We start from the raw sequence: 14413 nt of genomic DNA, 5'->3' as shown, positions 1-14413 counted from the left end.
AACTCCTACAGTCGCCCAAACCGGGCCGTACACAAGAGAAAGTGAAAAAGGAGAAGAAAAATGATTAAGAATAATAACAAAGGTTTCACGCTCATTGAGTTATTAGTGGTCGTGTTAATCTTGGGCATTTTAGCCGCAATGGCAATGCCGCAGTACTTCAAAGCGGTGGAACGCTCCCGTATGACGGAAGCCGTAACGCTGCTTGCTAACATTGCTCAATCTCAACAACGCAAATATATGCAGATTAACAACTATACGGAAAATTTCCGTTCGTTGGATGTTGCGCCGAAAGATGCGACTGGCACCTCTTATTGCACCAAGGGTACTCAGCCAACGACCGGCGAAACGGATTATGTTGAAGCGGCTGTTTCTAATAAAAAATGTGGCGACGGAAACGGCTTCATTGTTGTTATGAAAGGGAAAGCCTTAAATGATGGCAAAGCGAGAGCCACCCGCTCTGGGGCAAATGATTTGCAGTATGCCTATTCTTTGGAGCGCTTTTATGGTGGTCAGGGTACGCTCTGCAAAGGTGCTAACGCGAACGGTAAAGAATTGTGTGGCGATTTCTGTGGTCTTGATGACGCGGCTGGTGATGATGGTTGCTGCAGTGATGGTTCTACTGGTGCAGCAGGTGAATGTGTTGCGCCTGGTACTGCTGCCGGTAATTAATTAATTCCATTGTAAAAACCCCGCCTAGTGCGGGGTTTTTTAATGGGGGAAAATACATAAGTTTATTTTGTATTGTCATTCCAGGGCCCGCATACAAGCGGGAACCTGGAATCCAGAAATAAAATAAGGAGTTTTTCTAATAAACAGACTGGATCCCGGGTCCACGCCCGGGATGACAATTAGAAAGAGTGTTATCCCAGAGGGGAGCAGGCGGCCCGCAAGGACCCGGCGCGGAGTGTTCTAGAATCTAAGCCTTGTTTTATAACAACAGATCCTGGACTACGACTTTCCAGGATGACGGCAACGACAAACAACAGATTCCCGACTACAACTTTCGGGAATGACAATAAGGACAAGAACTGAACAAGACACTTCTTGCTAAAAATGACAATAACAACCAAAAGTAATCGTCATCCCCGACAGAAGCACTCGGGGATGACGACAAAGGCGCACTCTCCACCCCCTGCGGGCCGCCAGTTTAGGACGATGGCCTTGTTTTATTTATTGTTTCCTTTGCGCAGGCCGACAAAAACAAATGGGAATTTGCTACACTTATATATATGAAAGTATTCTTTTTGTTACTGGCTTCTTTGTTCGTTGCCGCGTGCGGCGGATATCAAACCGTTTCCATAACTCTGCCCGACGGGTTTGTGGTAAATGCACTCGTGGCGGACACCCCGCAAAAGCAAGAAAAGGGTTTGATGTTTGTAAAAGATTTGCCCGAAAACAAAGGGATGCTCTTTGTCTTTAACCAAGAGGAAGAACAGGCCTTTTGGATGAAGAACACGCTGATAGATTTGGATATTATTTTTATCGGCGCAGATAAAAAAGTAAATTCCGTAGAGCCGGAAGTTCCTCACTCCTATACTTATACGCCCGATGACGAGGTGGCCTACTCCCTCGGTTATGGACAATATGTGTTGGAACTGGCCTCCAAAACCGCCGCCAAACACGGCGTAACCGCCGGAGCGCCTTTGGGCTTTACTGTGCCGGATAAAAAATGAAGCGCCTTTTGCTTTGCTTACTGATTATCTTTTATTCACTAGCCGGACACGCGCAACAAATGCCTGACTGGACGCCCCTTAACGACGAGGCAAAGCGTCATTTAATCAATCTGTTAAATATTGATACTTCTCTGCCGGAGCCGGACGAACTGGCCGCCGCGCGTTATATTTATAAAGAATTTAATAAACACGGTATAGATTGGGATATTTTTATTCCGCGCCAAGGGCGCGCCAATCTAATGGCCCGCATTAAGGGGAAAGACCCCGCTAAAAAACCCTTGCTGCTCATTTCCCATTTAGATACCGCCCCCGCGGCTGAGGGGTGGAGTTTCCCGCCTTTCAAAGCCACCGTGGAAAACGGAAAGATTTACGGGCTTGGCGCTACTGATGCCAAAAATTATACAGCCGCTTATTTGGCGCTTTTTACTTGGTTAAAAGACCAAAAGACCTTGCCCGAGCGGGACCTGATTTTTTTGGCTACGTCCGGTGAGGAATCCGGCAGTGCCACCGGGCTGTTGTGGCTGGGCGGAGAGCATTGGGATAAAATTAAACCCGGGTTTGCACTAAATGAGGGGGGCGGCATTATAAAAAATAAAGACGGAAAGGATATTGTATTTGCCGAAGCCTCAACCAAAATGTATATGGATATTAAGGTTACTGCTTTTGGTACGGGGGTGCATTCCTCTATGCCCGTAAATGATAACGCGGTTTATCTTTTGTCGCAGGCACTTGCCAAAATTGCGGCTTACAATCCTCCCGCTAAATTAACACCTACCGCCAAAACTTTTTTTAAAGCCATTAAACCGCTTTTGGACGAAGATGCCCAAACCACTATCGGCTTTTTGCTGTCCGGCAACCTTCAAAACCGCCAATCAGCCGCTGATGTAATGGCATTAGACCCCTTTTTTAGAACGCAGTTAAAAGATACGCTGAACCCAACAGTTTTATCGGCCAGCAAGGATACAGGCTCCACCAGCGGTGAGGCTTCCGCTGTTTTAAACGTCCGCCTGTTGCCCGGTTCGGACCCGGATGAGTTTTTTGAAAATCTGACTAAATTATTTTCGCCGGACGAGCCTATTTCATTGGAAATTATGGAACGCCCGCAACTGCCGTTTCCTACCCCTATGGACGGAACAGACCCGTTGTTTGCGTCCATAGAAAAAACCGCCAAAAAACTGGTGCCGGATTCTATTACCGTGCCCGGTATGAGCCCCGCTTCGGGTGATAACGAGTTTTTGCGTAAATTGGGTGTGGTTACCTACGGTTTGGGGCCGGATATGGACCCGCTGTCCGAAAATACGGCGCACGGGGCAGACGAATTTATCAGCGAAAAAGATTTTTTCCACCAGTTGCAGTTTATTGCGGGTGTCGTGTTTGACTTCGCCTACGGCAAGGACTTATTGCCGCTTACCCCGCAGACCGCCCCGGCTCCCGCCGTAGAAAAAACCGCAGAGTGATTTTATTTTACTTACAAGAAGGCCTTATGTTAGAACAAGACAAAAAAGATTTGGAAATTTTTTCCCGCAGTGAAATAACGGAGCATTTTATTTACCGCCGCCTGGCTGAACTGGAAACAGACGGGCACAACCGCTCTGTACTGAAAAAAATAGCCGAAGCCGAGTGGGAACACCACGAATTAATCAAAACCGAGACGGGGGTAAATGCCAAACCGTCGCGCTTTAAAATTTGGCTTTATGTGTTGCTTGCGCGCGTGCTCGGGCTGACGTTTGCCATTAAATTAATGGAAGCGGCCCCGCATCACGCTTCGGGTGCGTACCGTGCGTTTACCAACTATCCCAAAATTGCTAAACTGGCGGACGAAGGCCCCGCTATGGAAAACGAACTTATCGCTCTGTTGGACGAGGACCGCTTGAAATATATGAGTTCTGTTATTTTGGGTTTGTCTGATGCGTTAGTAGAGTTTACAGGCGCGCTGGCCGGCTTTACCTTGGCGCTGTCCAACGCGAAGTTGATTGCGCTGACGGGTGCGATTACCGGTGTGGCGGCGGCGTTGTCTATGGCGTCTTCCGAGTATTTATCTTCTAAGACCGAAAAATCATCAGGCAAAAAGCCCTTAAAGGCCGCGCTCTACACCGGGGTAGCCTATGTGGTAACGGTAGTAATGCTGATTGCGCCGTTTGCGTGTTTTTCCAATGTGTTTATTGCGCTGGCGCTGATGCTGTTATTGGCCCTTTTGTTAATTGCCGCGTTTATGTTTTACTATGCAGTGGCCCGCGGAGAAAGTTTCAAACACCGCTTTGTGGAAATGGCTTGTTTAAGTTTCGGTGTGGCGGCGGTCAGTTTTTTAATCGGCTATGCTTTAAAAACCTTTACCGGAATAGAAGCCTAATGCCTTATAGGCCTGTGTTAAATTAGTATAATAATAAAGATGACAGATTCCGCCGAAAATGTATTGGAAGTACGCAATTTGCAGTTGGAATTTTCCTCAGACGGAAAAACAGTTCCCGTTCTGCGCGGCCTTTCGTACACTTTGCCCAAAGGGAAAGTTCTTGGCGTGGTGGGGGAATCGGGCAGCGGAAAAACCGTGCACGCTCTTTCTGTTTTGCAATTATTACCTCCTGCGGCGCGCATCAGCGGTGGGGAAATCTTATACAGAGGCAAAAACTTGGCCGCACTCTCCCGAAGGGAACTGCGCCAAATCCGCGGAAATAAAATTTCTATGATTTTTCAAGACCCTGCCGCCAGTTTAAATCCCGTTTTGACGGTGGGGGAACAACTAACCGAAACCATTTTGGCACACCGCAAAATTTCCAAGAAAGAGGCCCGCTTGCAGGCCGCCCGGTTGCTCCAAAAAGTAGGCATTGCCGAGCCGGAAAAACGCCTGTTGGAATATCCGTTCCAGTTTTCAGGCGGAATGTGCCAGCGCGTGATGATTGCAATGGCACTTGCCTTGTCGCCGGATGTGTTAATTGCCGACGAGCCTACCACCGCATTAGATGTTACGATTCAAGCCCAGATTTTAAAATTAATTAAAGATTTACAGAAGGAAAGCGGAATGTCCGCCGTATTTATCACGCATAATTTGGCGGTGGTGGCGGGAATTGCCGATGATGTACTTGTTTTGTATGCCGGAGAGTGTATGGAATATGCTCCTGCGGTTGAACTTTTTAAAAATCCGCTTCATCCCTATACGCAGGGATTATTAAAATCCTTGGCGTCCGTACATAATAAAGCGGACATTTTACCTGTTATCAAGGGCCACCCGCCTGTGCCAGGCGAAAAAATAATGGGTTGTCCTTTTGCGCCGCGCTGTCCGCACGCGTTTGAAAAATGCCGCCAAACCTGCCCGCCGCTTTTTAATAAAAACGGCCGCCAAGTACGTTGCTGGCAGTTGGAGGATAAATGACCGCGCCCGTCGTAATAGAACATTTATTTAAAACCTACACGCGCCGCCGTTTTATCGGCAAAAATGTGGAAAAAACCGTTTTGCACGATGTCAGTTTAATGCTGGAAGAAGACCACGTTTTAGGTTTGGTGGGCGAATCGGGCTGTGGGAAAAGTACGCTTTGCAAGACCCTTTTAGGGATAGAAAAGCCAACGGCGGGCACTATTCTTGCCAACGGGAAAGATGTGGCTAAAATTTCCAAGAGTGAATTTAAAAAACTCCGCCGCGTAATGCAGGTGGTCTATCAGGACCCGTATTCCAGTTTGGACCCGCGTATGAACGTGCGCCAACTGCTAAGCGAACCGTTAGATATACACGGATTAAAAAAGGACCGCGCTGAACGGAAGGCCTTTTTAAGCGAACTCTTAAAGGCGGTCGGCCTTTCCGAAAGCCAGTTAGAGCGCTACCCGCACGAGTTTTCCGGCGGACAGCGCCAACGTATCAACATTGCGCGCGCCTTGGCTTTAAACCCTAAAATTTTAGTGGCAGATGAGCCTGTTTCCGCGTTGGATGTGTCGGTTCAGGCGCAAATTTTAAATTTACTGAAAGAAATCAAAAAAACCCGCCGTCTTTCTATGCTCTTTGTAACGCACGATTTTGCCGTGGCGCGCTTTCTGTGCGACGATATTGCCGTAATGTACAAGGGGCGCATTGTGGAAAAAGCCCCGGCGGAGGAGTTGTTTACCAACCCCCAGCATCCGTACACGGAAGCCCTGCTTTCGGCTGTGCCGTCAGCCGAGGTGGTGCAAAAGCCTTTCGTGCCGTTTGAAGAACACCCCGAGCGTGCGGATTGGGCGTGTCCGTTTGCCTCGCGCTGCCGTTATGCTGATAAGAGTTGCCGGCAAGGGGATAACGCTTTAAAGGAAGTTTTGCCGCGCCACGCGTGTGCGTGTAGCGTGTTGCCGTTTAAAGATAAAAAAAGTTCAGCAGCCGTATAGGAGATATTATGACTATTAATCAAAAACGCTTGGTAGAAACCTTTGTAGGACTTGCCAAAATTGACAGCGAATCCTTTTTTGAAAAGGATATCCAAGAAGTGTTGGTTTCAAAGTTAAAGGATTTGGGCTGTAAAGTACAGGTGGATAACGCCGGGAAAAAATATAATACCACCGCACAAGGAAATGTGATTGGTTTTTTCCCCGGAACTATTAAAAGCGCTCCCATTGTGCTTAGTTCGCATATGGATACGGTTGTGCCCGGCAAAGGCGTTAAACCCGTGGTGAAGAAAGACAAAATCACCTCGGACGGTACTACTGTTTTGGGTGCGGACGACAAGGCCGGTATTGCTATTATTTTGGAAGTTTTAAAAACCTTGCAGGAACAAAAGTTGCCCCACCCGCCCGTAGAGGCTGTTTTTACCTTGACGGAAGAAAACGGTATGGCGGGGGCCAAAAATTTAGACGTTAAAAAAATCAAAGGGCGCGAAGGGCTGATTTTGGATAACGAGGAAGTAAATGAACTCTTAGTCCAAGGTCCGGCGGTTAATACGATTGAAGTAGAAATCAAAGGTCTTGGCGCACACGCAGGCGTTTGCCCGGAAAAGGGTATTTCCGCTATTGAAGTAGCCGCCTATGCTTTATCTATTATGAAATTAGGCCGCATTGATAAAGAAACCGTCGCCAACTTTGGCATTATCAAGGGCGGCAGTTTGACCAATGCCGTAACTGAGGATATTTATTTAAAAGGCGAAGCGCGCAGTTTGCAGGACGGAAAACTGGAAAAGCAGACCGCACATATGAAGTCCTGCTTTGAAAAAGCCGTCAAACGCTATACCAAAAAAATTAACGGCAAAGTGCATAAACCCGTTTTGACATTTACCGTTACACCGCGTTATCCGGCGGTCAATGTGCCCAAAACGCACCCAATGGTCAAGGCCATACTGGCAGCAGGTAAAGCCCAGGGCGTAAAAATCAGCCCGGTGGCGTCCGGCGGCGGGTGTGATGCCAATATTTTAAGCGGCAAAGGGTTTATTTTGCCGAACTTGGGCGTGGGTTGCCGCGATTGCCACACGGTAAAGGAAAGTTTGCTTTTAAAGGAATTTTTTGCCGCGTGTGAAATAGCCTTGTCCGCGGTGCTTGCGTACAAAAAATAAAAAGGATACTTTATGTTGAATTACATTTTTCGGCGGCTTTTGTTGTTGCCCCTGGTGGTACTGGGGGTAACGTTTTTGTTGTTCTTTTTAACCCAGCGGTTAAGCCCCGAAATGCGCGCCTCTTTGTATGTGAAGGACCCCCGTCAAATGGGCGCGCTGGAAGAGGTTATCCGCGAATATGGCCTGCGCGATAACGTATTTAAGCAGTACGGACGGTGGCTCAAAAATGTAGCGCACGGCGATTTGGGGTATAGCCCCAGTGCCAATATGCCCGTAGCCAAAGCCATAAAAGAATATCTCCCAGCCACTATACAACTGGCATTTGTTACCATTATTTTTGTGGTGTTTTTTGGCGTGTGGTTCGGGTGCGGTTCGGCCATACACAAGGACGAGTGGAAAGATATAGTCGCACGGTTGATATCGGTGGGAGGGTTTTCGTTGCCGATATTTGTACTGGGGCTTATTTTATTAATGGTATTTTATGGACAGTTGGGCTGGTTTGCTCCCGGTGGATATTCCGTCCAGACGGACGTAATTATCCATAGCCCAATGTTTAAAACCTATACAGGCTTTTTACTGGCGGATTCCTTGTTAAACGGCAATTTTCGTGTGTTTTGGGACGTATTATCCCACTTGGTTTTGCCGGCGGTTACGTTATGTATCGGTTCGTTTGCTTTAATGGTGCGGGTAATGCGTTCCAGTATGTTGGAAGAATTAAATAAAGATTATGTCCGTACCGCCCGCGCCAAGGGCCTTACCAAATGGCAAATCGTTTATAAGCACGCCGGAAAAAATGCCATTATCCCAGTGATTACCTTGGCAAGTATCCAGTTTATCCGTCTTCTTGGCGGAACGGTCATTGTGGAAACAATTTTTGATTATCCCGGCATTGGCCGCTTCGGTGTGATTGCCGCGCAACAGTTGGATATTGCGGGTATATTGGGCTTTTCTTTAATGGTAGCGGTGCTGTTTGTGCTGGGAAATTTACTTTCGGATATTTTATATACTGCGGTGGACCCGCGTATCCGCTTGGATTAATATGATTAGTGAGCGCCTTTTAAAACGTATTTATACCAACAAAACCTCTCTTTTGGGTTTGGTAATCGTAGTGTTTTTCCTACTGGTGGCTTTGTTTGCACCTTGGCTGGCTCCGGTGCAAAATCAAAATAACCCCTACCAACTGCCGCAAAAGAGTTACCAAATTGCGCCGCAGCCGCCGTCTGCACAAAACTGGTTCGGTACTACCGAGCAGCAATACGATTTGTATTACGGCGTGGTGTGGGGAACGCGCCTTGCGTTTAAAATTGGGCTGACCGTAACCTTTTTTGCCTTTTTAATAGGGCTTTTTGTGGGCGGAGCCGCGGCCTATTTCGGCGGGAAATTGGACGAAATTTTAATGCGCCTGACGGACGTTGTTTTTGCCGTGCCCTCGCTGGTGCTTGCTATGGTAATTGCCGCTATGTTGGGACCAGACATCAAGCATATGATGATAGCCCTTACGGCTGTCGCGTGGCCGTCTTACGCGCGTCTCGTGCGCGGGGATATATTATCCGTCAAACAGCGCGACTATGTAACCGCCGCCCGAACCTTGGGCGCGCGCGGGCCGCGGGTTCTTTTGCGGCACATTTTACCGAATTCCATTTATCCGTCGGTTGTGGTAGCCAGTCTGGATATCGGCTATGTGGTGCTGACAGCGGCTTCCTTGTCCTTCTTGGGGCTTGGTGCCCAACCGGGTACGGCAGATTGGGGGCAGTTAATCGCTATGGCGCGCAACTGGGTGCTCGGCACTCCCGGCCATCCGTTTGCCTATTGGTACACGGTCGTTGCACCGGGCGGAGCCATTTTTTTATTTGTATTGGGTTGGAACCTGTTGGGAGATGCGTTTAGGGATATTTTGGACCCCCGGCAGGCTTAATTTTTACTAAAATTTAGAAAAGGGATATTATTATATAAGAGGTGCTTATGATTCGCCGTAAAGATTTATATACTGCTTTGGCTGATAGTGCGTTCCGCTTTCCGGATAAAATAGCATTAGTGGAAGCCGGTACGGGCAAGAAGGTGTCCTACCACGAACTCTTGATGCAGGTGGACCGCGCCGCCGATATGTTTTTTGAACACGGTATCCGCAAGGGCGACCGCGTGGCCGTGGCGCACCGCAACTCTATTAATACGGTAGTAGCCAACTTTGGACTTTACAAGTTGGGCGCAGTATGTATTCCAATGAACTTTATGGTTACCAAACCGGAGGAAATTGAATATATTTTAAACAATGCGGGGGCCAAGGCGGTCGTAACGCAGGCTGAATTTATCCGCCATTATGTAAAGTGCCTTCCCCAGTTGCCGACTGTTAAATATATTTTCACAACGGATGAAATTCCGTCCTCTGCGGCGGAGTGCCCGATTGTGCAAAAATTCTGGGAGGAAATTGAAAAATCTACCTTCCACGACGAAACCGCTTCCGCCCAAGCCGGGCTGGATGACTTGGCCTTTATCCTCTATACCTCCGGAACTACGGGTTTGCCCAAAGGGGCGATGCTCACACACGGCAATCTGGCTTCTAACGTTATTTCGTGTGCGCAGATTTTTAAAATTAACGATAACGATTGTTTTTTATGTCTGTTGCCGATGTTTCACTCCTTTGCCTGGACGGCTTGCGTGGTAATTCCGCTGTATCTTAATTTAAAGGTGGTTATTGTAGCCAACGTAATGCCCGCCAGTAAATGGTTGGGGGCTATGGGAACGGAAAAAGTAACCCTGATTTTGGCTGTTCCGCAGATTTATGCGGTGCTTTCCAAAGAAGCCAAGGGCCTAAAACGTCTTTACTTGCGTTTTTGGCCGTTTAAAAACGTACGCTTTGGCGTGTCCGGCGCGGCCCCGCTGACGCAGGAAATCAAAGACCGGTTTGAAGAAAAAATCGGTGTGCCCATATTGGAAGGTTACGGCCTTACCGAAACAAGCCCGGTGGTCAGCGTGAACACGGAGGAATTGCAAAAAATCAAATCCGTAGGCCCGGCTATTCCGGCGGTCAGCACCTTGGTGTTAGACGACGACGGCAAAGAAGTTCCGCGCAATGCGGAAGGCGAACTGTGCGTAAAGGGGCCTAATGTGTTCCGCGGCTATTGGGGTAACGAAAAAGCCACGCACGATGCGTTCACCGAGGATGGTTGGTTTAAAACCGGTGATATCGTTACGGTAGATGATGACGGGTTTATCTTTATTAAAGACCGCAAGAAAGATATGATTATCATCAAAGGGTTGAAAGTGTTTTCGGCCCAGGTGGAGGCCGTTATTTGCGAGCATCCTGCGGTGGAAGAGTGTGCCGTAATCGGCGTGCCGGACGGGCGCGGCGGCGAATTTGTTAAAGTGTATGTCGTCAAAAAAGAGGGGGCGGAACTTTCCGACGGCGAATTTAGAAAATTCTTAAAAACACACTTGGATAACTATAAACGCCCGCGTGATTTTGAATTTGTGGAATCGTTGCCCAAAAATGCTCTGCGCAAGGTGTTAAAACGCGAACTGCGCAAAGACGCCGTAGCCAAATTGGCTGCGCGCGGCGCGAGTGCAAATGCGGAGGACTCCCTTGCTTGATTTGTCCCGCATTTTAAACGAGGTAATTCCTCAGGCCCATTATGTGGGGGGAATTGTGCGCAGCAGTTTATTAAAACGCCAATCCTCCGACTTGGACATTACCTTGCCGCCCGAAGATGTAAAGCCGGCGGCATTGGAACTGTCTCGCCGGTTAAAGGCCGCCTCGTTTGAAATGGATGCTGAATTTGGTGTGTGGCGTTTGGTAACGCATAAGGATAAAATTCAAATTGATTTGACCGCCTATCAAGGCAAAGATTTAAAGGCGGACCTGTTGCGCCGCGATTTTTCGTTTAATGCGCTGGCGTACCCTGTTTCTGCCTTGCCGCAAATAGAAATTACACCGCATCCGGACGGCACAGCCCGCGTGATTTTAAAGCGTTTGCAACGCAAAAATATTGTAGATGTGGTTGGCGGCTTGCAGGCGGTGGCGGATAAAGTGATTGATGAAAACAATCCGCGCGTATTTAAAGAGGATCCCTTGCGTATGTTGCGCGCGTTCCGCTCTGCCGCGGAGTTGGGTTTTTCTATTTCGCCCCGCACCCTGGCACAAATTAAAAAAGACCGCGCTCTTATCAATCAGCCCGCAGGCGAACGTGTGCGCGAGGAATTGGAGCGTTTATTTGCTACCTCTAAGGCCTATGAAAATTTACTTCTAATGGACTCGTGCGGCCTGCTTACCGCGTTATTCCCGGAGTTGGAAGCCCAGCGTGCCTGTGCCGAAGTTTATTACGGAAAGGGCGGCGTATTAAAGCATACGTTAGATGTGTTTAAACGTATGGAATATCTGCTGGACCATTTGCAAAAGGCTTTCCCTAAATACGCCGCCAAACTGGCCCCGATTGCCCGGCACAAAGCTCTTTATAAAATGACGGCTCTGTTGCACGACATCGCAAAGCCCGCTACTGCCAAAAAAGTGGGGGACCGCCTGCGCTTTTTTTATCACGAAGAACGGGGCGCCAAAATGGCCAAAACCGTATTGGAACGGTTGCATTACAGCCGGGCCGATATCCGGCTGATTTGCGCGATGATTGGCGAGCATTTGCGCCCGTCTAATCTGGCCAGTAACGACGTGATAACCGACAAAGGAGCCTATCATTTTTTTCGCGATTTGGGCGAAGCCGGTGTGCCAATGCTGCTATTGTGCTGGGCCGATTATACCAGTTATGTTACGGATGCGCAGTTGCGGCGAATTATGCCCAAAAGCGGAGAACGGTTGATGAGTATTGCCCGCGCCCAGCAAACGGCTAATGTGGGTAAAACCCTGCGGCATATGCAAGTGCTGACGTTACTACTGCACAAATTTTTTGACCAACCGAAAAAGGTTCAGCCCACGCGGCTGATTACCGGGCGCGACGTAATGGACGCGTTATCCCTGCCGCCCAGCCCCAAAATCGGTGAAATTTTGGAAGCCGTTTCCGTGGCCCAGGTGGAAGGAAAAATAGCAAGCCGCCAAGATGCGCTTGATTTTCTTAAAACATTAGATTTACGGGCGCAACATATTAAATAGTTGTGTATGTTCGCCTAAAATTTGCTAAAATAAAGAAGCGGACTCCGCTATGCGGGCGTGGTTCAATGGTAGAATGGAAGCTTCCCAAGCTTTAGACGAGGGTTCGATTCCCTTCGCCCGCTTTTTAATCAGGAACCATTATGGAAAACGAAAATTTAGATTTGGACATAAAACCTGCCGGAAATAAAGATTTATGGCTGTTTCTGATTATTATAGACATTATCTTTCTGTGCGTTTTCGGTTATTTCGTTTACAAACATTTTTCTGCTCGCGTGTTTGACGCGCCTGCCAATGCTCCGCGTGCCGAACAGGCCGAAGTCGTGCAAACGCCCGAACTCCCCAAAGAGAGCGAACCTGTGTTGGTGGAAGAAAATAAACCGGTAGAGGAAAAAGTTCCCGCGGCGGCTCCGGTGGAAATCCCGGTTACGGCTGTAATTGAGCAAGAAGAAAAGAAGGCCGAACCCGCCAAAGCCGCTCCCGCGCCCGAAACGAAGCAGGAAACAAAAGAAAGCGTATTGGTTAATCCTTCTAAAAGCAGCAAATACCGCCGCGTAACGTTCCGTTGGTATGGCGAGGGGAACAAAGTAGCGATTGTAAGCGGTTTTACAATGGCTAAGCCCCAAGCACTTAAAAAACGTAACGGCTATTGGGAAACCACCCTTTCTATTGCGCCCGGCACTTATAAATTCTTATATGTGGTGGACGGGCAAAATACCTTGGACCCGTACTCCCAAGAAAAAGACGGACGTTCGCTGTTAATCGTCAAATAAAATAAATTTTTAAGAGAAAACCCCGCTCCTTGTGTGCGGGGTTTTTCGCGTAGAGGTGTCTAAAAAACCGCCAGTTAGGCGGGGCAGAATACCCACAAATTGATTTATGACCGTCATTGCCGAGAGTAGCCGGCGCGGAGCGTTCGGGAATCAGTTTTTGCTGGGGGGGGGTTCCTTACAACTTTCCAGAATGACGGCAACTACCAACTACCCAATCGGTAGGTCCTGAAACGAGTTCAGGACGACGAGCCTTATTTTATTGTTTTTCGTGTCTCGGGCATTATGCCGTCATTCCCGAAAGTCGTAGTCGGGAATCTGTCGTTATCAATAAGTCTTACCCTGTTTGTTATAACAACGAATTCCCGAACCCTGCGGGCCGCCAACCCCTTGGGGAGGACGACGGGAAAAACATACTCTCCCAACCCTCGGGGGTGGCGGCATAAAGGAAAAATTAGAAGGAAAAGGAACGCGAACAGGAGGAGGATGTGGGTCTGGATATCTGGCGGGCTAGTAACAGCGGACAGGGCCCGCATATAAAAAGCCCCCGCGCCAGCAAACGCGGGGGTGAGGTTACGACTAATTGCCCCGGGTTTCGGCACCCAAGGGCAGCAGGATGTTTAGCAACTTACGTTGCGCTTGATAATACTGCGCACAATGCCTTCCACGCGGAAGGCCGTTTTATCGGCTACAATGGGATTATAGCGCGGGTTTTCCGATTGCAAAATAACATTTTCGCCGTCCTGCGTAAACCGTTTTACCATTACTTCCCCATTGTTCACACATACGACGACATCTTTGTTTTTCGGTTGGTGGTTCTGCTCCACAATCAGCCAGTCGTGCGGGGCGATAAGGTTTTCCATAGAGTCGCCCTTGGCTTCCACCATAAAGCCCTTGCACGCCGGAAAATAAATCATACTAGGGTCCACCGGCACGATGCGCGTAGGTTCGCCGTCCAAAATAGTCCCCTCCGGGCCGCATTTGGCCATACCGTACATTTTTAGGTAGATTACGTTACGCTCCGGGTCTTTTAAAATAATATAGTCGCGCGGGTTGGCGGGGTTGCGCTTTAAAAAGCCCTTTTTTTCCAACTGTTTAATGTGATGAAAGACCACGCTTTTTCCGCTCACATTTAGGCGGTCAGCCAATTCCTCCATAGTCAGCGGGTCGGAAATATTGCTTTTTAAAATTTCCAAAAGTTCTGTTTGTTTGGGGTGCAGGGCTTTCATAAGCGTTCCTTTTACATATTGTATCGTTCTATATTTTGTTCTATAAAATTTATGGGGAACAAGTCAAGGGGGGATTTCCTATGGGTATGTCTTCAAAATTTACCTATTGGGTTATTTTTTTGTTATTGTTTCGCTGTTTATTGTAAGGGGT

The 14413-nt window shown here is 48.3% G+C and carries 13 protein-coding genes and 1 tRNA gene; 13 read left to right on the top strand and 1 reads right to left on the bottom strand.

Translation table 11 applies throughout. The annotated features are described in order from the left end of the window. Positions 1-60 precede the first annotated feature (60 nt). The 13 genes from ACZOTW_RS07355 (at position 61) to ACZOTW_RS07295 (ending at position 13036) form a co-directional block, all read left to right on the top strand. The gene (locus ACZOTW_RS07355; RefSeq protein WP_483997917.1) at positions 61-669 is read left to right on the top strand and encodes a type IV pilin protein; all 609 of its coding nucleotides are present in this window, start codon (positions 61-63) and stop codon (positions 667-669) included. A 560-nt stretch (positions 670-1229) separates the two neighbouring features. After that, positions 1230-1673, top strand: coding sequence for a DUF192 domain-containing protein (locus ACZOTW_RS07350; protein WP_177748827.1), 444 nt, complete (start codon positions 1230-1232; stop codon positions 1671-1673). After that, positions 1670-3130: a M20/M25/M40 family metallo-hydrolase gene (locus tag ACZOTW_RS07345; RefSeq protein ID WP_483997916.1), complete on the top strand. Its 1461-nt coding sequence runs from the start codon at positions 1670-1672 to the stop codon at positions 3128-3130. Before ACZOTW_RS07350 ends, ACZOTW_RS07345 begins: the two co-directional genes overlap by 4 nt. 26 nt (positions 3131-3156) lie before the next feature. Continuing rightward, entirely contained in the window at positions 3157-4023 is an 867-nt protein-coding gene (locus tag ACZOTW_RS07340) for a VIT1/CCC1 transporter family protein (protein WP_483997915.1), read from the top strand. 39 nt (positions 4024-4062) lie between these two features. Further along, on the top strand, positions 4063-5040 hold the full coding sequence (locus tag ACZOTW_RS07335) for an ABC transporter ATP-binding protein (protein ID WP_483997914.1): 978 nt from the start codon (positions 4063-4065) through the stop codon (positions 5038-5040). Further along, positions 5037-6017, top strand: a complete 981-nt coding sequence (locus ACZOTW_RS07330) for an oligopeptide/dipeptide ABC transporter ATP-binding protein (protein WP_428043034.1) — start codon at positions 5037-5039, stop codon at positions 6015-6017. The genes ACZOTW_RS07335 and ACZOTW_RS07330 overlap by 4 nt, the downstream gene beginning before the upstream one ends. 8 nt (positions 6018-6025) lie before the next feature. Then, positions 6026-7171 carry a M20/M25/M40 family metallo-hydrolase gene (locus tag ACZOTW_RS07325; RefSeq protein ID WP_483997913.1) on the top strand — a complete coding sequence of 382 codons (1146 nt, stop codon included), beginning with the start codon at positions 6026-6028 and terminating at the stop codon, positions 7169-7171. Positions 7172-7183: 12 nt separating this feature from the next. Continuing rightward, a complete protein-coding gene (locus ACZOTW_RS07320; RefSeq protein ID WP_428040513.1) occupies positions 7184-8209 on the top strand; it encodes an ABC transporter permease in 1026 nt (341 codons plus the stop codon). 1 nt (position 8210) lies between these two features. Continuing rightward, the gene (locus ACZOTW_RS07315; RefSeq protein WP_177748841.1) at positions 8211-9086 is read left to right on the top strand and encodes an ABC transporter permease; all 876 of its coding nucleotides are present in this window, start codon (positions 8211-8213) and stop codon (positions 9084-9086) included. Positions 9087-9133: 47 nt separating this feature from the next. Further along, positions 9134-10759 carry a long-chain-fatty-acid--CoA ligase gene (locus ACZOTW_RS07310; RefSeq protein ID WP_483997912.1) on the top strand — a complete coding sequence of 542 codons (1626 nt, stop codon included), beginning with the start codon at positions 9134-9136 and terminating at the stop codon, positions 10757-10759. Continuing rightward, positions 10737-12266, top strand: coding sequence for a tRNA nucleotidyltransferase/poly(A) polymerase-related protein (locus ACZOTW_RS07305; protein WP_483997911.1), 1530 nt, complete (start codon positions 10737-10739; stop codon positions 12264-12266). Before ACZOTW_RS07310 ends, ACZOTW_RS07305 begins: the two co-directional genes overlap by 23 nt. A 51-nt stretch (positions 12267-12317) precedes the next feature. Continuing rightward, a tRNA-Gly gene (locus tag ACZOTW_RS07300) sits at positions 12318-12388 on the top strand. A gap of 18 nt (positions 12389-12406) precedes the next feature. After that, entirely contained in the window at positions 12407-13036 is a 630-nt protein-coding gene (locus tag ACZOTW_RS07295; protein WP_483997910.1) for a hypothetical protein, read from the top strand. A gap of 617 nt (positions 13037-13653) precedes the next feature. On the opposite strand, the gene ACZOTW_RS07290 is transcribed toward ACZOTW_RS07295, so the two are convergent. After that, positions 13654-14262: a LexA family protein gene (locus ACZOTW_RS07290; protein WP_428043038.1), complete on the bottom strand. Its 609-nt coding sequence runs from the start codon at positions 14260-14262 to the stop codon at positions 13654-13656. Positions 14263-14413 lie beyond the last annotated feature (151 nt).

The organism is Candidatus Avelusimicrobium sp. (assembly GCF_056976295.1).
Note: the sequence above shows the minus strand (reverse complement) of the source record. Positions and strands in the feature narration are given on the sequence as shown.